Source organism: Streptomyces sp. NA04227 (genome assembly GCF_013364195.1).
Classification (GTDB): Bacteria; Actinomycetota; Actinomycetes; order Streptomycetales; family Streptomycetaceae; genus Streptomyces.
Genome location: NZ_CP054918.1, coordinates 19,024 through 40,394 on the forward strand (window position 1 = coordinate 19,024; position 21,371 = coordinate 40,394).

Below are 21,371 nucleotides of genomic sequence, written 5' to 3' on the forward strand. Positions count from 1 at the left end.
CGCGGCCCTGGGCGAGCGGGATCTCCAGCGCGGTGCGCTGCAGGGTGAGTGGGGTGCGTAGTTCGTGGGAGGCGTGGGCGGTGAACTGGCGTTGGGCGGTGAAGCTGCGGTGCAGGCGGTCGAGCATGGCGTCGAAGGTGTCGCCGAGTTCCCGGACTTCGTCGTGCGGTCCGGTCAGGTCGAGCCGTTCGTCCAGGGTGTTGTCGGCGTTGATCCGCTGGGCGGCGGCGGTGACTTGGGTGAGGCGGTGCAGCGAGCGACGGCCGGCCCACCAGGCGAGCAGTGCGGCGAGTGTGGTGAAGAGGGCCAGGAGGAGCAGGGACCGTACCAGTAGTTCGGACAGGACACTGCGCTGGAAGTCCTCGAAGGCTTCGGCAGGCGTGGTGGACTCGGCTCTGCCTGGCGGCACGGGGGTAGGGGCCGGTCCCGGAGCGCGGGGGCCGGTGAGCCGGGCGCCGGGCAGCGGACCGGCCACGGGGATGACGCGGTTGCGGTTGTCCTCGATGAGCTGCCGGGAGCTCAGCCAGTTGAGCACGAGCAGCGCGGTGCCGAGGATGGCGAAGACCGTGGTGGTGACCAGAGCCAGTCGGCCGCGCAGGGGCAGCCGGTACGGTGCGGGGCGGCGGCCGGCAGGGCCCCGGTGCCGGCGGTTCACAGCCGGTACCCGAAGCCGGAGTCATGGTGGATCAGCGGTGGTTCGCCCATCTTGCGGCGCAGGGAGTGCACGGTGACGCGGACAGCGGTGGTGGCCGGGTCCAGCGCCGCGTCCCACAGGTTGTCCCGTAGTTCCTCGGTGGTGACGGGGGCGCCGTCCGCTTCCAGCAGCAGTTCCAGGACGCCGAGTTCCCTGGGGGTGAGCTTCAGCGGTCGGCTGTCTCGTTCGGCGGCTCTGCGCACGGTGTCCAGGCTGATGCCGTGACGGCTGAGCACCGTGGCGGTGCTGCCGGTGGAGGCACGTCGGCCGAGTGCGCGCAGCCGGGCGATCAGTTCCAGGTAGGAGAAGGGTTTGGCCATGTAGTCGTCGGCGCCCTGGCCGAGGCCGTCGACCAGGTCGGACAGGGAGCCGGCGGCGGTGAGCATCAGAATCCTGGCCGGGTAGCCGGCCGTGTTCAGTGCCCGGCATACGGCATCTCCGCTCAGTTGCGGCAGATCCCGGTCCAGGACCAGGACGTCGTATTCGGTGGCGGCCGTCATTTCGAGCGCGCGCGCACCGTCGTGGGCGACGTCGCAGATCATGCCTTCCGCTCGCAGGCCGTCGGCGAGCAGGGCGGCCAGCTCCACCTCGTCCTCAACGATGAGCACTCGCATTCTTCGCTCCATGTGTCTGCGCCAGGCGCTGTCGTGCCTGCGAACCCACTGGTCAGCATGGGCTCGGGGGCGTTAGCCGGCGGTTAGGCGCACGCTCACCGGTGCCTAACCGGACGCTCCGTAGAACGGTCTGGACGTCATTGTCGAGATCCAGCAGGGAGCAGAACATGCGTAGCCGAACCGAACGGGCCCTCATGATGGCAGCCGCCGTGACCGCGGCGCTGGTGATGAGTGGTTGTTCCGCACAGGATTCCGCGCCCAAGGTCGCCGGGGACCACGGAGAGGGTTCAAGCAAGCCGCAGGACGACAACGCGGTCCGTCGGGCGTGGGTGACCTGCATGCACGAGCAGGGGCAGAACCAGGTCCAGCAGGACAAGGACGGCAACATCTTCACCCCCGCCGCCAAGACCGGGGCCGAGGCTTCCACTGCCGCGTACGAGGCGGCCGTCAAGGTCTGCGACGCGAAGAATCCCGGCATCCACCAGGCCAAGGCGAAGGGCTTTCAGAAGTTCGTCGACGAGGCGCGTGCCTGGGTCGCGTGCGCGCGCAAGAACGGCTACGCCGACCTCCCCGACCCCGACCCCAAGACCGCCGTCCTCCACATACCGAAGCAGTCGTTCGACCAGGCCAAGTGGGCCGCAGTGCAGCAGCCCTGCAGCAAGCTTCCCGGTCCCAGCTTCACGATCGGCCAGTGACCATGTCCCCAACTGTCGAGCCCGCCGACTCCGCTGAGATCGGGTCCCCCGCCGCACGCAGGAAGCGCCGCAGGATCGTCCTCCCGCTCCTGCTGACAGCCGCGGTCGGCGGGGCTGCCGCACTGGGCACGACGCGCCCGTGGGAGCGCCAGAGTTCCGTTGCCGAGCAGCCGTCCCTGAGCCACGGCACCGTGACGGTGGAGAAAGGGTCGCTGTCCAGCAGCATCCAGGTCGGCGGGGCGCTCAGCTACGACGCGCCCACGCCCGTCGTCGCCTCCGGCCACGGAACCTTCACCGCTCTGCCCGCAGTGGGCTCCGTCGTGAAGGCGGGCGGCAAGCTCTACGAGGTCGATGGGGCCCCTGTCGTCCTCATGAAAGGGAACAGGCCCCTGTGGCGTGACCTGGGCCCTGGCGTCGGCGATGGCGCCGATGTCAAGCAGCTCAAGGGCAACCTGGTCGCGCTCGGCTACGCCGACGGCCTCGGCCTGGCCGTCGACGAGAAGTTCACACCGGGCACCGCCACCGCCGTCAAGCGGTGGCAGAAGGCCCTGGGTGTCAAAGAGACCGGAACGGTCGTGCTCGGCAGCGTCGTCATGCTGCCGCAGACCCGCGTGCGGGTGCAAAAGGTCGGCGCGCAGCTCGGCTCGCCGCTTGGTTCGAGCCCGGTCCTGACCGTGAGCAGCACTGATCTCGTCGCGATCGTGCACCCTGCCGAGAATCAGCTGTCCCGGTTCGCACCCAACGGCAAGGCGGTGGTGAACCTCGCTGAGGGCGGCACCGTTCAGGGGCGTATCCGTTCCCTGATCCGCGGAGGTGACGGGGGTGACGGAGGCGACAGCGGACCGGATGGTTCCGGCGGCGATCAGCAGAAGACCGCGGTCACCGTCGTGCTGGACAGGCAGGACAAGGCCCGGCATGCCGGACCGTCGTCCGTGACGGTCAACGTCGTGGGCGACACCGCCGGTGATGCCCTCATCGTCCCCGTCACCGCGCTGCTCGCCCTGGACGGCGGCGGCTACGGCGTCAAGGTCGTCGACGGCACCACCGCCCGGCTGGTCAAGGTCCGGCTGGGACTGGTCGCCGACGCCAAGGCACAGATCAGCGGGGACGTGAAGAGCGGCGACCAGGTGGTGATCCCGAAGTGACGCTGCCACCGACACAGGGCAGAACACCCGTGCTGGAGCTCGCCGGCATCACCAAGGAGTACCCGGGGTCACCCCCGCTGCGCATTCTGCACGGCATCGACCTCACCGTCGAAGCCGGTGAACTCCTCGCCGTGGTCGGCCCCTCGGGCTCGGGTAAATCCACCCTCCTCGCCCTCCTCGGATCGCTGGACCGGCCCACCGCCGGGCAGTTGCGCTTCGAAGGACGCGAGCTGTCCGACCTCTCCGACGCAGAACTGGCCGCTCTGCGTGCGCACCGGATCGGCTTCGTCTTCCAGCAGTTCTTCCTCCTCTGCGGACTCACCACGGTCGAGAACGTCGCCACCGGCCTCCTCTACAGCGGCGCCTCCGCCGCACGGCGGCGCGACGCGGCCGTCGAAGCCCTGCACAAGGTGGGCCTCGGACACCGCCTCGGTCACCACCCCGACCAGCTCTCCGGCGGGGAGAAGCAGCGCGTCGCGATCGCCCGCGCCCTCGTCGGCCGCCCGGCGCTCCTGCTCGCCGACGAACCCACCGGGGCGCTCGACAGCGCCTCCGGCGCAGCCGTCGTCGACCTTCTGCGCGCCCTGAACGCGGGCGGCACCACCGTCGTTGTCATCACCCACGACCGCGACCTCGCCACGTCCCTCCCCAGGCGCATCGGCATCCACGACGGCCGGATCGACTTCGACGAACGCAGCCCGCGCCCCGCAGGAGCCGCCCCATGACATCCCCCCTGCGCCGCACCCGGCTGCGCCCGACCGACCTGCTGCGCCTCGGCATGATCGGCCCGCGCACGCGCAAGATGCGCTCCGCCCTGTCGGCCCTCGGTATCTGTCTGGGCATCGCCGCCGTCATCGCCGTGACCGGGATCTCCTCGTCCAACCAGGCGCACTTGCTGGCCCGCCTGGACCAGCTCGGCTCCAACCTGATCACCGTCGCGCCCGGAAAGGGTCCCGACCAGCAACCCGTACCGCTGCCGCGCACGGCTGAGAAGATGCTCGCCAACATCGCCCCCGTACAGCAGGTCACCGCGACCGGAGCCACCAAGGCCGAGGTCTACCGCAACGACCTGGTACCCAGGCAGCAGACCGGCAGCATCACCGTGCTCGCCGCCCGGCTGAACCTGCTCGACGTCCTGCACGCCACCCTGCTCAGCGGAAAGTGGCTGGACAAAGCCGGCGAGAACCTCCCCGTCACCGTGCTCGGCGACCAGGCCGCACAGCGCCTCGGTGTGACCGCGCCGGGCGAACGGGTCTGGCTGGGCGGACAGTCGTACATCGTCACGGGAATCCTGGCGCCGAACGAGCTGGCCCCCGAACTCGGCACCGCCGCCCTGGTCGGCTGGCCCCAGGCCACCGCCCATCTCGGCGCGGACGGCACCGCCGCCACCATCTACCTGCGGGCCTACCCTGAACGTGTTCCCAACGTTCAGACCGTGGCCGGAGCCACCGCGAACCCGGCCAGCCCGAGCATGGTCGCCGTCAGCCGACCCTCCGACCTGCTCACGGCACGGAGCGAGACAAAGGGCGCGCTCACCGGGCTTGTCCTCTCCCTCGCCGCAGTCGCCCTGCTCGTGGGCGGCGTCGGCATCGCCAACACCATGGTGGTAGGCGTGATGGAACGCCGCGGCGAGATTGGGCTGCGCCGCGCCCTGGGCGCCAGAGGGGGGCAGATCGCCGTTCAATTCCTGCTGGAAGCCGTGCTGATGGGGTTCATCGGCGGTATCGGCGGGCTGATCGCGGGCAGCCTCACCGTCTACGGCTACGCCCTCGCCCAGGGGTGGCCAGCCTCCATCCCCTTCTACACGATCGTCGCCGGCCCACTCGTCTCCGTCCTGGTGGCCGCGATCGCCGGGATCTACCCGGCCCTGCGCGCAGCCAGGGCATCCCCGACGGACGCTCTGCGCTCAGCCTGACGGAAACGCTGCCGTTCGACACGCCGATGGTCCATGCTGATCCGTTCGTCAGCCTGGCGCTCTGCGCCAAGTCCACCAGCCGGATCAAACTCGGTATCGCGGTCACCTCACCGGCGCTGCGCTCTGCCCCCGCTGCGGCGGCGGCGCTCAGCAGTCTCAACGCCCTCGCCCCCGGCCGCGTCATCTGCGGGGTCGGCACCGGCAACACCGCACGCCGCACGCTGGGCTTGCGGCCTACGAAAATGGTCGAGCTGGAGTCGTTCACGGCCGTCCTGCAGGATCTCACCGCCGGCTGTGAGACGGACTACCGCGAGGGAACCCGGACCAGCGGGGTGCGCTTCCTGCACGTCGGCGGCTGCGTCAACACCGAGGACCCGGTGGAGTTCGTCGTGGCTGCATTCGGGCCGAAAGGCGCCGCCGTCGCCGGCCGCCTGGGGACAGGAATTATCTCCTTCGCGCTGCACGCCCCCGCGGCCTGGTCCACGCTCGGCCAGGCCCGCCGGGCTGCGGCACAGGCCGCGGGCAACAGCGAGAAGACGCATTCGTACCTCGTCTCCTCCTTGTACCTCCTCGCCGACGGCGAGGACCGGTACGGCGATGCCGTCAAGGACGCGATGGGGCACATCGCGGTGAGCGCACTGATCCTCGCAGTGGAGGACTCGGCCTTCCGCGCGGCCCTGCCCCAGGAGGAGGCCGCGGCCGTCGACCGCCTGCTCCACCTACGTGGTACCGGAAATGGCCGAGTTCGCGCGGCTGTTGCCCTGATGCTGTGCAGCCACGGTCATGGCGGCCCCGCACCACCGTCCACCCTCCTCGATCGGCAGGGACGATGCTCAGCGGCCGACGCATTGGCGCGAGCGTCGGCGAAAGCAGCAGCGGGTTGCTGTGCACCTTTTGCTGTGCACCTTCATGTGTTCTCCCGTGCGGGACCATCCCGCGATCGCCGTGCGGCGGGTACCGGGGGCAAGAGGACGGCTTATCGAGGCAGGCATGGCCCGGCTGGCGCAGAAATAGTCGCTGCTGTCGGGGTCGTTTTGAGTTGCCCGTACGAGGCGCCCGTCTTAGCCTGAAAGGTGGGATTCACGAATCGCAGCAAGTCGGGTTGTGGGGAAATCTCGATGCGATAGGTCGATGAAGATTGGCCCCGTACTGCCACCTATGGCCGATTGCGCAAAACACAGTGGCTATGAGGTGATTAAGTAGTCAACAAAGTATGGGGCGGTCAACTACCCAACTGCGATCACGGGAGCACAGGAAGGACGGGTCAATCATGGCGAAGCCTCACGAGCAGAAAGCGCAAGCAGAAAGTCGCAGTGGAGCTCACGGAACCACCTGGGAAGTGCGTTGCCCGCAAGAAGGCGATGCCCCACTCGGCACCGTCTACGACAGGGCAGAGGATGCCGAACGGGCTGCGGAAGGGCACAATGCCCAGTTCACTCCGCCGCATTACGCCTCGGTGCAGGAGTATTTCCCTGATCCTTATGATCCCGAGAGGCCGGAGCATTGATGAGCTTGGTGAGGGATGGTGTCGAGTCTATTTCCAGCCCAAATAGGCGTTAATTCCTCGCTGTAAGGTCTTCTGGAGGAAGGTAAGGCACTCGAGCCTCTCACTGTAGGTCCGGTGCCTAAAGAGCAGCAGTAATCTGCTCCCGAGCAGATTTGCGGCGGAGGTCCGGGTGTGCGGCGAGGCCGAGCGCCTCGCCTTCCCAGTGTTCGCACAGTTCGCACGCCAGGGGCGCATTAGAGAGACGATGACCAGCCCTCCCCGGATCTTGGCGAGGGCATCGATGTGCCCTTCAATCGCTGCGCGCGCGGTCACCGAACGGACGGCCATCTCCGCATACGCAGCCATGTCCCAGTTCCGGCCTGCCTTGTCCACGAACCCGTTGATGCCTCGTATGCGAACTGGTCGAGTGCCCGTTGTGACGCCTGGTGGCCCGCGTGTCCGCCGAAGAGGACACCGTCGGACACGCGGGCCACGGTGGACCGGTAGGTGTCCACGACCACGTGTGTGATCCGCTGAGTCAGCGGCCGGGTGTCCTGCGCCATCGATGGATGCCACGAGCCGGTCCACGGCAGGCGAGTTGGGCAGGGTGCGGCGGACGACGACTTCACGGCCGATTTCCAGGGCGCCCATGTCGGCAACGGCGCTTGCCTGCCGCGGTTGTACGCCAACACGAGCGCGCGCCGCACCGTGTGGGTCGGTGACTCGCCTTCGCGGATGGGCCCATGCGCCGGTGAAGACGGCGACGCCTGCCGGAAGTCGACGGCGCGGACGGTCAACTCGTATCGATAATCTGAGTGTTGCGCGAGCAAGGGGTCTGCCGCGCGTAGGAAAACGGGGGCGGAATGGCGGAGTGGGGACGAATTCGGCAAGCGCGTGATGCGCTGGGTCAGGCGGCATCTGCCACTGGTCGCACACTCACCGCAGGACGTGCCGCGGTGGGGCGGGCCGGGGACGCGGGCCGGGCCCGGGCGGCCGAGGGCGGTGACTGGCTCCTGGAAGCACTGGATCGGGTACCGGCGCCGGAGGTGCCCGTGCGGGAGCCGTGGAAGATTTCGCTGGGGGTGCTGCTCAGCGCGCACCCGTTGGTGCCGGCGCTTGCTGCTCGCCCGCTGAAGTTGCTCGACGGGCTCGGTGCGATCCACCTTTCACCGCAGTCGGTCGGCTTCGACGGTACGGAGGTCGAGTGGGAGAAGGTCACCGAGATCAGGATGCGCGGTGGCGGCCGGTCCCTGGCCAAGGACGCCATCGACTCGTCCTTCGACGCGATCCGCGATGCTTTGCTGCTGGTGCCGGGCAAGAACTGGGCGTTGGGCAAGCTGGCCGAGGGGCTGACCACGCTGCTCTTTCGGATCATGGAGAACGCCGAGGGTTCGGAGCAGTACCTGGATGTCCTGGTCCCGGGCACGATTGTGTACAAGGGCAGGTTCGGCCGGTCCAAGGAATGCGCGGCGAGCGTGTATCCGGTGTTGCTTCAGCTTGTCCGGCCGGACATCGTCGCGGCTCTGATGGCCACGGCCGAGGCGCACGGGGTGCCGGTGGTGCGGCCCGAGGGGGACGATCCGGATGTGTGTGAACTCGCCGAGATCGAGGGGGCGTTGCGGGAGGCGGAGGCTCGGGCTCTGGCCGTGTCCCGCGATGAGGAGGCGGTCCCTCCGGCACAGCCCCTGCCGGAGGGTGCGAGTGGCGCGGGCGGCGGGGGCGGCGGGGGCGCTCAGGAGTAGGGGAGGGGTAGGGGGCGGAAGAGCGGCTTCCCTGGTCAGGGCAGGATTTCGACGTATCCGTCGGTTCCGTGTACGCGGATGCGTTGCCCGTCCTTGATCAGCCGGGTGGCCTGCTCCACGCCCACGACGGCGGGGAGTCCGTATTCCCGGGCGATCACTGCGCCGTGGGTCATGAGGCCGCCGACTTCCGTGACCAGGGCGGTGATTCCGACGAATAGGGGTGACCAGCTGGGGTCTGTGTGGGCGGTGACCAGGATGTCGCCGGGTTCGAGGTCGGCCTGGGTCATGTCGAGGATGACGCGGGCTCTTCCTTCGACGGTTCCGGTGGAGACGGGCAGGCCGGTCAGGGCGCCGGCCGGTACGTCGTCGCGGTGGTACTTCCCGGTCAGCGCCTCGCCGTCAGAGGTGAGTACGCGGGGCGGTGTGAGCGCCTGATAGGAGCGGAACGCGTCCTTGCGCTGCTGGATGAGCTGGTCGTCGACCGGATGGTGCGAGCGTGCGGCGTCGTGGAGTTCCTGGAAGGTGAGGTAGAAGATGTCTTCCTTCTCGGAGAGTACGTCTGCCTGGGTGAGGCGCTCGGCCTCCTGAAGGAGGGCCTGCTTGTAGAGGAAGTAGCGGCTGATGATGCCGTACTTCGGGTACTCCCGGTATCCGATGAAGGTGCGGACACGGTCGATCATCCGCTTGGTCTCGTCGGCCTTGCGGTCCCCGTCCGGCAGGGCCCGCAGGCGTGACAGGACGTCATGTTCCTTCTGCTGTGCTTTTTGCCGTCCTTGTTCGAAGCGCTGCTGGGCGGCGCCCGGCTCGAAGTTCCTTACGTTGTCGAGGATGACGGGGACGAGTGTGGTGGGGCGCTCGCGCCAGCGTGGCCTGGTGATGTCGATCTCTGCGACGCAGCGCATGCCGTACTTGTGGAGGTAAGCCTCGATGGCGTCGCGCGCCTTCGTCCCGCCTGCGCGCTTGGCCAGCTCGTCCAGGAAGGCGTCGTCGTCGGTGTGCTCGATGCCTTGCAGGAACGCGACCACCTCGGGCAGGGGGCGGATCACGTCTGCGACGTCGAGCAGCGCGAGTCCCATTTCGGAGGTGACGTTGTGGGGGGCGGACAGGGTGAGCGTGTCGGCCGCATTCTTCTCGCCCAGCCATGCGTGCAGCTTGTCGTTGAGCCACCAGGTGGCTTCCATCCCTGCCATGATCACTTGAATGCTGAGGGGATCACCGAGGACTCGTTTGTGCTCCTCGAAGGCCTCGAGAAGGAAGTCGAACAGCACCGGTCCGCTCTTTGTACGGATGTCGCGCTCCAGCGCGGTGAGGGACGCTTGGCTGCGGTCGATCAGTTCAGTGACGAGGGCCGGGTCGGTCTCGATCGGGGCGGGCGCGGCGGCGGTGGGTGCACCGCCGGGAGTGGCGTCGGGTAGTGAGGGGATGAAGTCGTCGCGGTCGAGGACGGTTTCCAGGGCGTCTCTGACCAGGGGGTCGCCTCGGCCCATGAGGTCCAGGAGGGCGGCGCGGCTCGCCGGGGAGGCCAGACGCCGGGTGACGTCGACGAACAGTCTCCCGCCGGCTTCGTGCATCGGTGCCATGGCCGTCAGCTGCCACATGGAGGAACCCAGGGGCTTCATGGGGTCGGTCATCATCTGCTGGTGACCTACGGAGACGTAGACGTGATTCTCGTGGTTGCCGGTCCCCGGGTTGGGAACGGGGATGGGGAACAGTGTCGTGATCGGGCGGCTCTGGACGATGTAAAAGTCGTCGTCGGTAAGGCACCATTCGATGTCCTGGGGGCGGCCGAAGTGTGTTTCGATCCGTCGCCCGAGTTGCACGAGCCGCACCGCCTGCGCGTCCGTCAGCGCTGGCTGCTCCTGCTGCTGTGCGTCGATGGCCACTTCTTGGGTACCGCCGGCGGGTGCGGCGTGCAGGGCCCGCTGTTTGGTGGCGATCGTCTTGGCGATGATCTTGCCGTCTCGTACCGTGAAGGCATCCGGGTTCACCAGGCCACTGACCAGGGCTTCGCCGAGACCGAAGCCGGCGTCCACGGTGGCGGTTTTCCGGTTGCCGGTGACGGGGTCGGCGGTGAACAGGATGCCGGACGCGTGAGGGAAGACCATCTGTTGCACGAAAACGGCCATGTGGACCGTACGGTGGTCGATGCTGTTTCGGTGGCGGTAGGTCACGGCCCGCTCGGTGAACAGTGAGGCCCAGCACCGGCTGACGTGCTGGAGGATCGCTGCGGTCCCCACGATGTTCAGGTAGGTGTCCTGCTGGCCGGCGAAGGAGGCCGTCGGCAGGTCCTCGGCCGTGGCGCTGGACCGGACGGCGTAGGCGGCTTGCTCGCCGCCCCGTGCGAGGGCGCGGGTGATCGCCGCCGCAAGATCGTCGGGGATGGGGGTTCCTTCGATGGCCGCGCGGATCTGCGCGCTCAGGGTGCGGATTGCCTCCCGGTCGTCCGGGCTGACGCGTGACAGCCGGTCGAGCAGTTCGTCGACCGACGGCGCTTTTGTGAAAATCTGCCGGAAGGCGTCCGTCGTCACGCAAAAGCCGTCCGGGACGCGGATGCCCTCGGTCCGTGAAAGACCGCCCAGGTGCGCGGCCTTGCCGCCGACGACCGCGCCCTGCGTCTCGTCAACCTCAAGAAGGTCCAACACGTACAGGTCGTTCATCGCGCTACCTGTCCCACCGCTCGCTCGACGTCACCGCGTCCCCCGAACATCGACAACAACACTCGCAAGGTCAGGCCTCGTTTCCGCAGGTTGTGGCATCGGCGGACGATTCTGCGCCGTACTGGGGGTCTTGTGGCAAGCCCCCCAGTGCGCTATACGTTGAGAATGGCAAGGAGAGTTCTCCTTGCCATTCGTCTTTTGCTGTCCAGGGAGCCGACCACCGACAGGCCTCTCGCTGAGTGGCCTGTCCGCGGCCCAGAAGCAGCCTGTCCGCGGCCCCATGAGGCGGCGATCCATGGCGTCGCGCTGCTGTTGAAGGTAGTTGTCCACGTTGTGCGGCTTGCGTGCGGTGTCTTGTCGGCCGTGGTGAGTTTCGCTCTTCGGATCTCTCCTTGACTTGCGTTACCAGATCCGTCGGTGCGGGGAGGGGGCGTGACGACGCTTTTCGTCGGCTACCGCGTCACTGATCTGGACCGTTCGCTCGTTTTCTATACCGCTTTGGGTTACAGCGGGTTGGGCAGGGTCGAGGGTGGCGAGGGGAGTTGTCTCGTGCTCCTCGAGTTCCCTGGTGAAACGGCGGCCTCGCTCGAGCTGGTTCACCGTTTCGTCGGCGGACGTGTGGAGGTGGGCAGTGGTTCGGCCATCTCGCGATCCAGGTGGACACACTGGCCGCCATCCTTCAGCGGCTGGCCGGCGCCGGCTTGGAGCCGGGGCCTGTTCAGTACCCGGGCGGCCCTTGTGGCCCGAGGACGTCGTGGCTCACCGACCCGGATGGCTACCGGATCGAGTTGGTTGAGTGGCCGCCCGGACACCCCGAGGGCATCGCCGCCGCCGACTTCTCCTGAACACTGCGCTTAGGAGAGCGGCGAAGCCTTTGCTTCGGTGGGTGTGGCCGCGGTGAGGGGCGGCGCCCTGGCCGCGGTGGAGGGTGGTATCCCCGCCTCTGCGGCGGGTTTTGGCGGTTGTGTGTTGTTGGGTGGTGTGGGGCTTGAGTGGTTGTGTGGTGGTTCTCTTCTGGTGGGGTTGAGGGTGGCGGGGTCGGTCGCTGCCGGGGTGGCCGGGAGAGGGGAGGGCCACGGTGTGGGGTGTGCGCGGGGTGTGGGGTGGGGTGTATCGGGCGTTGGCGGTGTACGGGTTGTTGCGGGTCGGGGTGGCCCCGGGGGCGGCGGATACGACCACGTCCGGAGTGGGACCTGGTGCCGATGCCGGAGTGGGATCTGGTGCTGGTCGCGGGGCTGGGGTGGGGGCTGAGCTTGGGGTTGGTGTGGGTCATCCGGAGCGGGTGTGTGCGGGGGAGGTGTTGTCGTCTGTGGAGCGTGCGTTGGCACGGGAGTTGAGGTGGTAGCAGAGCCCTTCCCAGTTCTCGGCCTCCTGGTTCTGGCTTCTCCAGTTCTGGCTTCCCGGCCCCGCCTCCCGGTCCTGGCTTCTCCAGTTCTGGCTCCCCGGCTCCGCCTCTCGGCCCCGCCTCTCGGCCCCGCCTCCCTGGTTCTGGCCTCCCGGTTCTGGCTCCGTTTCTGGCTCTCTGGTTGTGGTTCTCTGGTTGTGGCTTTCTGTGTTTGTTGTTGTGTTTGTGGTTGTTGTGTGGGGCGCGCGTGGGTGTGTGTGGGGGGGTGCTGAGTTGGTGTGGGGGAGGGGTGGTTGGGTTGTCGGCTGTTTGGCTGTGAGTGGCTGTGAGTGGCTGTGAGTGGCTGTGAGTGGCTGTGGTGGTTGGTTTGTGTTGCTGCGGGGTCAAGTCTGTGTACCGCGTGGGGCAGATGGGCCATGAACGGGGACTTGTCCTGCTCGGTGGGGGTTTCACCGGCGAGGGGCGCGGGCGGGGCGTGGGTGTCTTTTCCTGTTGTGGGGTGCCGGGGTGTTGCCTCGGTGCTGTTCCTGTGCGGCCTGTGCTGTCTGCCGTGCTTCTTTTCGTGTTCGTGCCGGGCCGGGTGTGTGACCCCGGTCCGGCACGAACATGAAGGAGACCGGTTGTCCTGGCGGCGTCCCGCGGTATCCGATGCGTCTGGCGGTGCCCCGGCGTGAGGTGGCGGTGTTCCCGCGTCCGGGGGTGTCTCCGCGTCCGGGGGTGTCTCCGTGTCGGTGGTGTGTTCCGTGCGGGGTTGGTGGTGTTCCCTGCCGGGGTGTGGGGGTGTGGGGGTGTGGGGGTGTCGGTGTGTTTCCGGTGTGGGGGGGTTAGGCGGCGTAGAGGTCGAAGGTGGAGGTGCGGTGGGGGTTGGCGGTGATGTCGAGGCGGGGGTCGACGTTGAGCATGGCTTGGTGCATGCGTTGGAGTTGGGGGGAGGGTTCGACGCCGAGTTCGTCGATGAGGCGTTGGCGTAGGCGGCGGTAGAGGCTGAGGGCGCTTGCTTGGCGGCCTGAGCGGTAGAGGGCGACCATGGCTTGGGAGTGGAGTCCTTCGTGTTGGGGGTGGCGGGCGATGAGGTCGCTGAGTTCGGCGATGAGTTCGACGTGGCGGCCCAGGCGGAGTTCGGCGTCGATGCGGCGTTCGCGGGCGATGAGGCGGCATTGTTCGAGGCGCATGACTTCGATCTGGAGGACGGGGCCGGTGCGGACGTCGACGAGTGCGGGGCCTTCCCAGAGGTCGAGTGCGTCGTGCAGGAGGGTGGCGGCGTGGGTGTCTTCGCCGTTTTCGAAGGCGCGTTGGCCTTGGCCGGCGAGGTGTTCGAAGCGGTAGACGTCGACGGTTTCGGCGGGTCGTTGCAGGAGGTAGCCGCCGTAGCGGGTGGCCAGGACGTCTTTGGCGGCGTTGGGTGTTTCGGGTCCCATGGCGGTGCGGAGCATGCGGCGCAGTTGGAGGATGTAGGTCTGCAGGGTGGTCAGTGAGCTGGGCGGCAGGTCGGTGCCCCAGATTTCTTCCATGAGGGTGGAGACGGGGACGATTTGGCCGCAGTGGAGGGCGAGCAGGGCCAGGACCTGGCGGGGTTTGCTGGCGGTCGGGACGATCGAGGTTCCGTTTACTTCGGCATTCAGTGCACCCAGTACCTTTATGTGCATGCTTCCCCCGTAGTTTTCGGTGCCCTCGGTTCAGGGAACTTTCGAGTATTAGATAGTGTCTGCCCAGCGATTCTTGTGTAGTTTTCGCTGATCGATTACGAGAGTCTCTGAAGTTTTTGTGGATGATGTTGCGAGGGGAATTCCAGTATTCCTCTAGCGGCCTGCCGGTGACGATCTTCCGCAAGGGCCCGCAACCACCCCGTGACAGCACCCGTGCACCGCTGGCGCCAGGCCCTGTGAACTGGCGCGGTACGCAGGGACGTTGCGCCCCTCAAACCCCCTCCCCAAGCCCACCCCGCCGAGCTCTCCCTCGCCGAGCCGCCCTGCATCGAGCCGCCCTGCGCCGAGCCGTTCTGCGCCGAGCCGTCCTGCGCGGAGCCGCCCCTGTGCCGAGCCGTTCTGTATCGAGCCGTTCTGCGCCGAGCCGTTCTGTATCGAGCCGTCCTGCGCGGAGCCGCCCCTGTGCCGAGCCGTTCTGCATCGAGCCGTCCTGCGCGGAGCCGCCCCTGCGCGGAGCCGCCCCTGCGTCGAGCCGCCCCTGCGTCGAGCCGCCCCTGCGTCGAGCCGTTCTGCGCGGAGCTGCTGTGGCCGTGCGCCGAGCTGCCGAGCTGTCGGGTTCCGGGGCCGGGTGCCGGGCGTCTGGGTGCCTGTGTGTTGTGCCTTGAGTCCCGTGTCTTGTGGAGGGGTTCGGTGTGCGGTGGTGCGTCGGTGTGTGGCGGCATCGGGTGTCCGGTGTGTTCTTTCGTTTTCGGCTCGTCACGGTTGCCTCCCGGTCCCTTGCCGTGGGTGCGCGTGGTGGTGGTGTTTTGCTGTCCGGTGTGTGGTCTTCGGTGGGCAGTCCTTGTGCCGTGGCTGCCGCGCCGTTTGGTGCCAACTCCTCACCGCGCACGGCCTGTTGGTGTGCGGTGGCTTGTCCCGTAGCCGCGTGGTGTTCCGGGCGTCGGGCTGAGGCAGGGGCCTCGCCGGTTGTGTGTGGGGGTGTACGGGTGGCGGGGGCGGCGGTGGCGCTTGCCTGGTGCGGCACCCCGCACCCCGCACCCCGCCCCGCACCCCGCCCCGCACCCGCAGCCCCCGCCCCAGCCCTCGCAGGTCTCGCACCGGCTGTTGTTGACCTCGTGCCAGTTCCTGTAGGCCTCGTACGAGTTCCCGTTGGCTTCGCGCTGGTTTTCCCGCAGGGCCGTTGGTTTCGCGGGCTGCTGCGGGTGGTGGGGGGAGTTCCTCTGCGAGGGGTCCTGTCCGGCAGGGGTTGTGTGTCCCGGCCGGTCCCGGTCCCGTAGCGCCGCTCCCGCTCCCGCTCCCGCCCCCGCCTCTGCTCCGGCTCCCGCTCTCGGCCCTGCTCCGGCTCCCGCTTCTGCCCGGACTCCTGCCCCCGTCTCTGCTCCGTGCTCTCGCTCTCGGCCCTGCTCCGGCTCCCGCTTCTGCCCCTGGACTCCTGCCCCCGTCTCTGCTCCGTGTTCTCGCTCTGGCCCCTGCTTGGGTGCTTGTCGGCTCCCGTGTGCTGGAGCGGGTGGAAGCCGGCGCCGGCGCGCCCGTCTTCGCCGCCTGCTGCTCGCCTCCTGTTCTGCCTCTGCCGTGTGGGCGACGGCGACCGCGAGGAGCCGTGCCTCTGCCTTCGCTCTCTGGCGGTGTGGGGGGCGGGTGCTGCTTGTGGCGGGCGGTGCGGGGCGTGGTGTCGCCTGCCGGGCTGCTCTTCTCCCGTTTGTTCGCGGGTGGTTGGGCGGGCAGTCGCAGTCGCAGTCGCAGTCGCAGTCGCAGTCGCAGGTGTGTGCGTGTGCGTGTGCGTGGGCGTGGGCGTGGGCGTGAGTGGGGGGTGTGGGTGGGTTTATGGGGTGGTGGGGTTGCCGAACCAGTGGTGGAGGGCGTGGGTGAGGGTGGTGGGGTTGTCGTCTGTTTCGGTTGCCCAGGCGATGTATCCGTCGGGGCGGATGAGGAGGGCGGTGAGGTTGTCGAGGGGGCCGGGGGTGGTGGGGGTGCCGGTGTGGGTGGTGATGCGGTCTTTCCAGCCGGTGAGGGTGGTGCGGAGTTCGTGGTTGTCGGTGAGGTCGAGGAAGAGGCCTTGGGCGTGGTGGAGGAGGTCGGGGGTGTGTTGGGGGCCGGTGAGGGTGGTCAGGGTGTGTGGGGGGAGGCGGTGTCCGGCCAGGGGGTGGGCGTTTTCGCCCATGTCGTAGTGGATGTCGAGGTGGCTGACGGCGCCGGCGAGGTGGCGTTTGACGTCGTCGAGGGCGATGAGTTCGGTGTAGAGGTCGCGGAGGGCTTGGGTTTCGTCGCCGCCGAAGAGGGCCATGCCCTGGGCGCGGGTGTTGGACAGCAGGCGGGCGCCGACGGGGTGGCGTTCGCTGTGGTAGGTGTCCAGGAGGTGGTGGGGGGCGCGGTGTTGGACGGTGGCGGCGAGTTTCCAGCCGAGGTTGACGGCGTCCTGGATGCCGGTGCTCATGCCCTGGCCGCCGGCGGGCAGGTGGATGTGTGCGGCGTCGCCGGCGAGCAGGACGCGGTGGTTGCGGTAGTGGGTGGCTTGGCGGGTGGCGTCGGTGAAGGAGCTGACCCACAGGGCGTTGCCGTGGGAGATGTCTTCGCCGGTGACCTGGTGCCAGGCGCGGGCGACGTCGGTGTAGTGGGGGGTGTCGCTGTCGGGGGTGGGGTGGGTGCCGTGGACGGACAGGATGATGCGGGCGATGCCTTCGGGCATGGGGAAGACCTGGACCAGGCCGCCGGGCAGGCGTTCGCCCAGCGGGCGCAGGCGTACGCCGCTGTCGGCGACGTCGGCCAGGTACATCAGCTGGGTTCCGCCGGTGCCGGGGAAGTCGATGCGGGCGGCTTTGCGGACGGGGCTGCGGGCGCCGTCGGCGCCGACGACGAAGCGTGCGCGTAAGTGTCGTGGGGTTCCGTCGGGGGTGGTGAGGGTGACGGTGACGTGGTCGTCCGCCTGGTCGAGTGCGGTGAAGGTGTGGCCGCGGCGGATGTCGGCGCCCAGTTCCAGGGCCCACTGTTCAAGGATGGCTTCGGTGGTGGACTGGGGGATGCCGCGGGCGCCGAAGTGGGCGCCTTCGAGGATGGTGTAGTCGAAGGGGACGCTGCCGAAGTGGCCCATGGCGCTGGTTTCCAGGCCGCCGAAGCGGGGGGTGAGGCCGCGCTGGTCGAAGGTTTCCAGGGTGCGGGCGGTGAAGCCCAGCGCGCGTGACTGGCCGGTGGGCTTTGTGAGTTGTTCGGCGACGATGACGCTCGCGCGGCCAAGGCGCAGTTCTCCGGCCAGCATCAGGCCGGTGGGCCCGGCTCCGATGACGATGACGTCCGCGTCCAGTGTGTGGTCCATCAGGGGGTCCTCTCCTCGTACGCGCCGGCATACCGGTCATCTCGCCTTGCGGGGCCGGGCGTTTGCGTTGTTGACGACTGGCTGGGCACCTTGGTGGAACTGCCCGTGGCGGGCCGGCCACGGCACGCGGGCTGGCCACGGCACGCGGCCCACACAGCCCCAGGCCGCAGCACCGCGCGGACGACGGCGGGGCGCCGCCTCGTCCCGTTCCGCCGGGAAGGGGGCTCGGTTGTGTGCCTGTTGGCGCACTCCCGGGGGGCCGGGGCCCGCACCGGACACGGCATACGGCCCCGCCCGCCTGCCCGTCCCGTCCGTCTCGTCCGTCTCGTCCGTCGGGACGGTCCGCGGCTCTTTCTCCATGCGTGGCCCGCGGGCCCGGGGTTCTCGTGCGTGGCCCGCGAGCCAGGGGTGCGCTGCCCCGATCCCTACGGCGCGACAGCCCCGGCACACCCTTTGATCGTGTCCGCCACCGCACGCTCACCCCACCGGTCTGCGGCCCCGACTTGCCCTTGCCCGTTGCTGCCGCCGCCTGCCTGTTGGCGCTTTTGTGGTGTGCTGGTTTGCTTTCGCGGGCCTGCGGCTCCACGGGTCTTACCCGGGGGTGTGGTGCGGGTGCGGGCGGGTGGGGTGTGTGGGGCAAGGCGGTGCCCGAGTGCGTGATGCGGCGTCATCAGGATGCATGTCACATGCTGTTCTTTCGGTTGAGGGGCGGTGGAGCAGTCCTTGCGGCGGGCTGTGCCGCCCGCCGTGGCCGGGCCGTCTGCCGCCTGCGGGCTGTGCGCCAACAGTGCTGTGGCACGGCGGTGGTTGCAGGCCCGCCGTCCGGTTGGCGCGGCCGGGCGCAACGGGGGTGCGAGCGTTCTTCCAGCAGGCCCACAGCCCCTCTTGAGCGCTATGCCCGACGGTCACGACGAGAGCGAGGCCCAGACCGTACGCGCACGGGCAAGGAGCGCGTACGGGGGACTCGGACGACTCCGAGATGCTGGGGGAGCCGGTGGCAGGTGTGTGCGGTGCGGCAGAACAACCGACCACCCCCTGCCGCCGCACACTGACTACGCAGCAGAGTGCCCAGCAGCCCGACTCAGCACATCAGGAACTGGCCGCGTTCATCCGTACGCGGGTGAGGACGTTCACGTGTACGCCGACAACTATCGGCCCTACGCCGCGCAGGCTCGCGCGGACAGCCGCCGCCCCCGCCCCAAGCCGCGGAAGATCCACCAGAGTCCTGAGCTGCGAGACTTCGTCCAGGCCGGCCTGGACCGCCGGTGGAGCCCGGAACAGATATGCCACGCTCTGAAGGCACAGTTTCCCGACCGGCCGGAGATGCATGTGGTCCACGAGACGGTCTACCAGGCTCTCTACGTCCAGGGCCGAGGGGAACTGCGCCGTGAGCTGGTCCGCGCACTGCGCTCGGGGCGCACCCGCCGCAAGCCCCAACGGCAGACCCGCAGCCGGCAGCCCCGCTTCCGGGACCCCATGGTCATGATCAGTGAACGTCCTGCCGAGGCCGAGGAGCGGGCAGTGCCCGGCCACTGGGAAGGCGACTTGATCATCGGCAAGGACGGTGCCTCGGCCATCGGCACCCTCGTCGAACGCGCCACCCGCTACGTGATGCTCCTGCACCTGCCAGGCGGCCGCAGCGCCGAACTCGTCCGGGACGCGCTGGTGGACACCGTCCGGACACTGCCCAGGCATCTGGTCCGCTCGCTCACCTGGGACCAAGGCGCCGAGATGGCCACCCATAAGAGCTTCAGCATCGCCACCGACGTCCCGGTCTACTTCTGCGACCCCGCCAGTCCCTGGCAGCGCGGCTCCAACGAGAACACCAACGGCCTGCTTCGCCAGTACTTCCCCAAAGGCACCGACCTCTCGGTCCACACCCACGAGCACCTGAACGCGGTCGCCGCCGAACTCAACGGCCGCCCACGCAAAACGCTCGGCTGGGAAACCCCAGCCGAGCGCCTGCATAAACTGCTCGCGGCCTGATCAACACGACCACGTGTTGCGACGACCCCTAGAAACCGCCCCTCGGGCAACGGTTCCCGATCGTCCTGACGCCAGATAATCAGGGCGCCGCTGGCGGAAAGAGAGTACTCAAAGCGCCGATCGGATCGGTCCGAGAAGCTCCGGACCCGATCCACGTCGTCCTGGTGGAACCGAGCCGGAACGGTCGCGGGAAGCAGCGTGACTTCAACACTCATGCGCAGACTCTACTTTGAGGATGCCGCACACGGCCCTGAGCACGCCTTCCGCGATTCCCTCCGATCGGCTTCGACTGTTGCGTCGGGATGCGCTGTTGTCGTTTCAGGCTGCACAGCGGCAAGAAGCCCTCTCGTGCCGGTAGTTGGGCGAGGGCCAAGTCAGGATCGGCGGCGTTCGACTGGGCGTCGGTGGATCGCGGGAGCCGACGGTGACTCACAGGGAGCAGCCCTGGCCGCGCCGTACTGTCATGCCCTGGTCGAGTGTGGCGTGCTCGGCAGGCTCCAGCTCGGCGGCGCGGAGGAAGTCGGCCACCTTGCCCGGCATACCGAGAACGACCGGCAGTCCGGAGCCGGGACGCCCCGGGGCAGCGGCGTGTACTCAGGCATAGGTCCGCGACGGCGGGACACGGGGCAACAGCCATGCCAGGCCCAGAGGCGAGCAATCCCGTTGCGGCCGCGAAAAAGATAATGGGACGACCCCACGACCCCTTTCGGCTTTTTACAGTCCTCCGGAATTCTGTAGAAAGTTGGGTCTCGTCCGAGTCTTGTCGGCAGTGGGGCGCACGGGACACAGTCCTGCTGCAGGCGCTCCCCACCTCGGCGCCGCCGGACCTCAGAGCTGGAAATCGGTCACGTCACACGCCGGTACCCGCCATCTCAGCATGCGCAGCTTTGTCATGCCTGGGTCAGGTCTGCCCTGCCTTCGAAAGGAAGCACGATGGCACTGTCGCGCAGACAGTTCTTCGCCACGGCGGTCGCTGCCGCGGCCCTGACAGCGACTGGAGTTACGGGAGCCCAGGCCGTCACCGCCGAGGCGCCGGCCGGGAGTTACCAGCCCCAGATGGTCGAGGCACTGGCCGACTCCCTCGGCGTCAGCGAGTCGGCCGCGGTCGCGCGGCTGGACCGACAGGCCGCTCTGCAGAAGACGCTCGGACTCATCCAGGACAAGGGTGTACGCACGGACGGTGCGTTCTTTGACCACAAGGGCCGCCTCGTCGTCAACGCCGCGAACGCACAGGCCGCCGAGGACGCCGAGGACGCGGGCCTGACTGCGCGCATACCCGCCCGCGGCGAGGCCCAGCTCAACCGGATCAAGGCCGCGCTCGACGCGCGGGCCGCCAAGCGTGTGCCTGCCGGCGTGACCTCCTGGGCGGTGGACGTCGAGAAGGACACGGTCACCGTGACGGTCGCCGACAGCAAGACCGCGAGCGCGCGTTCGTTCCTCGCGGCTGCCGCGAAGTACGGCAGCGCAGTGCGGGTGGTCAAGGACAAGACCGAGTACGAACCGCAGGCCACGGTCTACCCCGGCAGCCGCATGAACCTGAACAACGACTCCCGTAGCTGGTGCTCGGTCGGCTTCGGGGCCCGGGACTCGCAGGGGTACCAGCACCTCGTCTCGGCCGGCCACTGCGTGGAGAGCAAGCCGGGCCTTTACCTCGACGGCGACCGCTTCGCCGTGGGCGAGCGTTCGCGCTTCCGCGAGGGCTACAACAGCGTCGACATGGGCACCGCCAGGGTGGACTCCGGGGACGCGATCGCCACTTCGGTCGGCACGTGGGGCAACGGCAGCCCGGTGGCGGTCAAGGGCAGCCAGCGAGCCACGCGTGGCGCCACCGTCTGCAAGTCGGGCTCGACCACGGGCTGGACGTGCGGCTCGGTCGGTTCCTACAACGTCTCCGTCACCTACACCAACCCGAACACCGGCGCGCGCACCTACGTCACCGGCCTTGCCACCTCCTCGGTGTGCACCGAGGGCGGTGACAGCGGCGGCGCCTACATCTCCGGCAACCAGGGCCAGGGCATGACGTCCGGCGGCCCGACCGGTCAGCAGTGCAACGGCGTCTACGGCGAGGGTTCGTCCTACTTCCAGCCCCTCGACGACGCACTGAGATACTACGGGCTCACCCTGAACACCAACTGA

The 21,371-nt window shown here is 68.5% G+C and carries 14 protein-coding genes and 3 pseudogenes; 11 read left to right on the top strand and 6 right to left on the bottom strand.

Translation table 11 applies throughout. The annotated features are described in order from the left end of the window. Positions 1 to 55: 55 nt before the first annotated feature. Both HUT18_RS34260 and HUT18_RS00125 read right to left on the bottom strand, forming a co-directional pair. A pseudogene (locus HUT18_RS34260) lies at positions 56 to 655 on the bottom strand (HAMP domain-containing protein); the annotation flags it as partial. Continuing rightward, positions 652 to 1,308: a response regulator transcription factor gene (locus HUT18_RS00125; RefSeq protein WP_176096636.1), complete on the bottom strand. Its 657-nt coding sequence runs from the start codon at positions 1,306 to 1,308 to the stop codon at positions 652 to 654. The gene HUT18_RS00125 and the pseudogene HUT18_RS34260, both read right to left, overlap by 4 nt. 167 nt (positions 1,309 to 1,475) lie before the next feature. On the opposite strand from HUT18_RS00125, the gene HUT18_RS00130 reads away from it, so the two are divergent. From HUT18_RS00130 to HUT18_RS00155, 6 genes are all read left to right on the top strand, one after another. After that, on the top strand, positions 1,476 to 2,003 hold the full coding sequence (locus HUT18_RS00130) for a hypothetical protein (protein WP_176096638.1): 528 nt from the start codon (positions 1,476 to 1,478) through the stop codon (positions 2,001 to 2,003). Between the two features lie 2 nt (positions 2,004 to 2,005). Further along, on the top strand, positions 2,006 to 3,148 hold the full coding sequence (locus HUT18_RS00135; RefSeq protein WP_254878914.1) for a peptidoglycan-binding protein: 1,143 nt from the start codon (positions 2,006 to 2,008) through the stop codon (positions 3,146 to 3,148). 29 nt (positions 3,149 to 3,177) lie between these two features. Continuing rightward, a complete protein-coding gene (locus HUT18_RS00140) occupies positions 3,178 to 3,873 on the top strand; it encodes an ABC transporter ATP-binding protein (protein ID WP_176096649.1) in 696 nt (231 codons plus the stop codon). Then, a complete protein-coding gene (locus HUT18_RS00145; RefSeq protein ID WP_176096650.1) occupies positions 3,870 to 5,063 on the top strand; it encodes an ABC transporter permease in 1,194 nt (397 codons plus the stop codon). The genes HUT18_RS00140 and HUT18_RS00145 overlap by 4 nt, the downstream gene beginning before the upstream one ends. Before the next feature lie 26 nt (positions 5,064 to 5,089). Further along, positions 5,090 to 6,133, top strand: coding sequence for an LLM class flavin-dependent oxidoreductase (locus tag HUT18_RS00150; RefSeq protein WP_176096652.1), 1,044 nt, complete (start codon positions 5,090 to 5,092; stop codon positions 6,131 to 6,133). 200 nt (positions 6,134 to 6,333) lie between these two features. Next, complete coding sequence (locus tag HUT18_RS00155) at positions 6,334 to 6,570, top strand: hypothetical protein (protein WP_176096654.1); 237 nt, start codon at positions 6,334 to 6,336, stop codon at positions 6,568 to 6,570. Positions 6,571 to 6,597: 27 nt separating this feature from the next. On the opposite strand, the gene HUT18_RS34265 is transcribed toward HUT18_RS00155, so the two are convergent. Next, a complete protein-coding gene (locus HUT18_RS34265) occupies positions 6,598 to 7,467 on the bottom strand; it encodes a phage minor capsid protein (RefSeq protein ID WP_368661496.1) in 870 nt (289 codons plus the stop codon). A 38-nt stretch (positions 7,468 to 7,505) separates the two neighbouring features. Between HUT18_RS34265 and HUT18_RS00160 the strand changes: the two genes are divergently transcribed. Continuing rightward, positions 7,506 to 8,291 (top strand): hypothetical protein, encoded by a 786-nt coding sequence (locus HUT18_RS00160; RefSeq protein ID WP_176096656.1) that lies wholly within the window; start codon positions 7,506 to 7,508, stop codon positions 8,289 to 8,291. Between the two features lie 35 nt (positions 8,292 to 8,326). Here the strand turns inward: HUT18_RS00160 and rph are convergent, their stop codons facing one another. Next, complete coding sequence (rph, locus tag HUT18_RS00165; protein ID WP_176096658.1) at positions 8,327 to 10,948, bottom strand: rifamycin-inactivating phosphotransferase; 2,622 nt, start codon at positions 10,946 to 10,948, stop codon at positions 8,327 to 8,329. Between the two features lie 432 nt (positions 10,949 to 11,380). Between rph and HUT18_RS33435 the strand changes: the two are divergent. Both HUT18_RS33435 and HUT18_RS34270 read left to right on the top strand, forming a co-directional pair. After that, a pseudogene (locus tag HUT18_RS33435) lies at positions 11,381 to 11,793 on the top strand (VOC family protein). A 305-nt stretch (positions 11,794 to 12,098) separates the two neighbouring features. Beyond that, positions 12,099 to 12,293, top strand: coding sequence for a DUF6059 family protein (locus HUT18_RS34270; RefSeq protein ID WP_254878915.1), 195 nt, complete (start codon positions 12,099 to 12,101; stop codon positions 12,291 to 12,293). A gap of 824 nt (positions 12,294 to 13,117) precedes the next feature. Here the strand turns inward: HUT18_RS34270 and HUT18_RS00170 are convergent. Both HUT18_RS00170 and HUT18_RS00175 read right to left on the bottom strand, forming a co-directional pair. Continuing rightward, positions 13,118 to 13,939, bottom strand: a complete 822-nt coding sequence (locus HUT18_RS00170; RefSeq protein WP_176096660.1) for an AfsR/SARP family transcriptional regulator — start codon at positions 13,937 to 13,939, stop codon at positions 13,118 to 13,120. Positions 13,940 to 15,761: 1,822 nt separating this feature from the next. Beyond that, on the bottom strand, positions 15,762 to 17,249 hold the full coding sequence (locus HUT18_RS00175) for an FAD-dependent monooxygenase (RefSeq protein ID WP_176096662.1): 1,488 nt from the start codon (positions 17,247 to 17,249) through the stop codon (positions 15,762 to 15,764). Positions 17,250 to 18,398: 1,149 nt separating this feature from the next. Between HUT18_RS00175 and HUT18_RS00180 the strand changes: the two are divergent. Both HUT18_RS00180 and HUT18_RS00185 read left to right on the top strand, forming a co-directional pair. Next, positions 18,399 to 19,235 (top strand): annotated as a pseudogene (locus HUT18_RS00180) (IS30 family transposase); the annotation flags it as partial. Positions 19,236 to 20,168: 933 nt separating this feature from the next. Further along, positions 20,169 to 21,371, top strand: coding sequence for a S1 family peptidase (locus HUT18_RS00185; protein ID WP_176096664.1), 1,203 nt, complete (start codon positions 20,169 to 20,171; stop codon positions 21,369 to 21,371).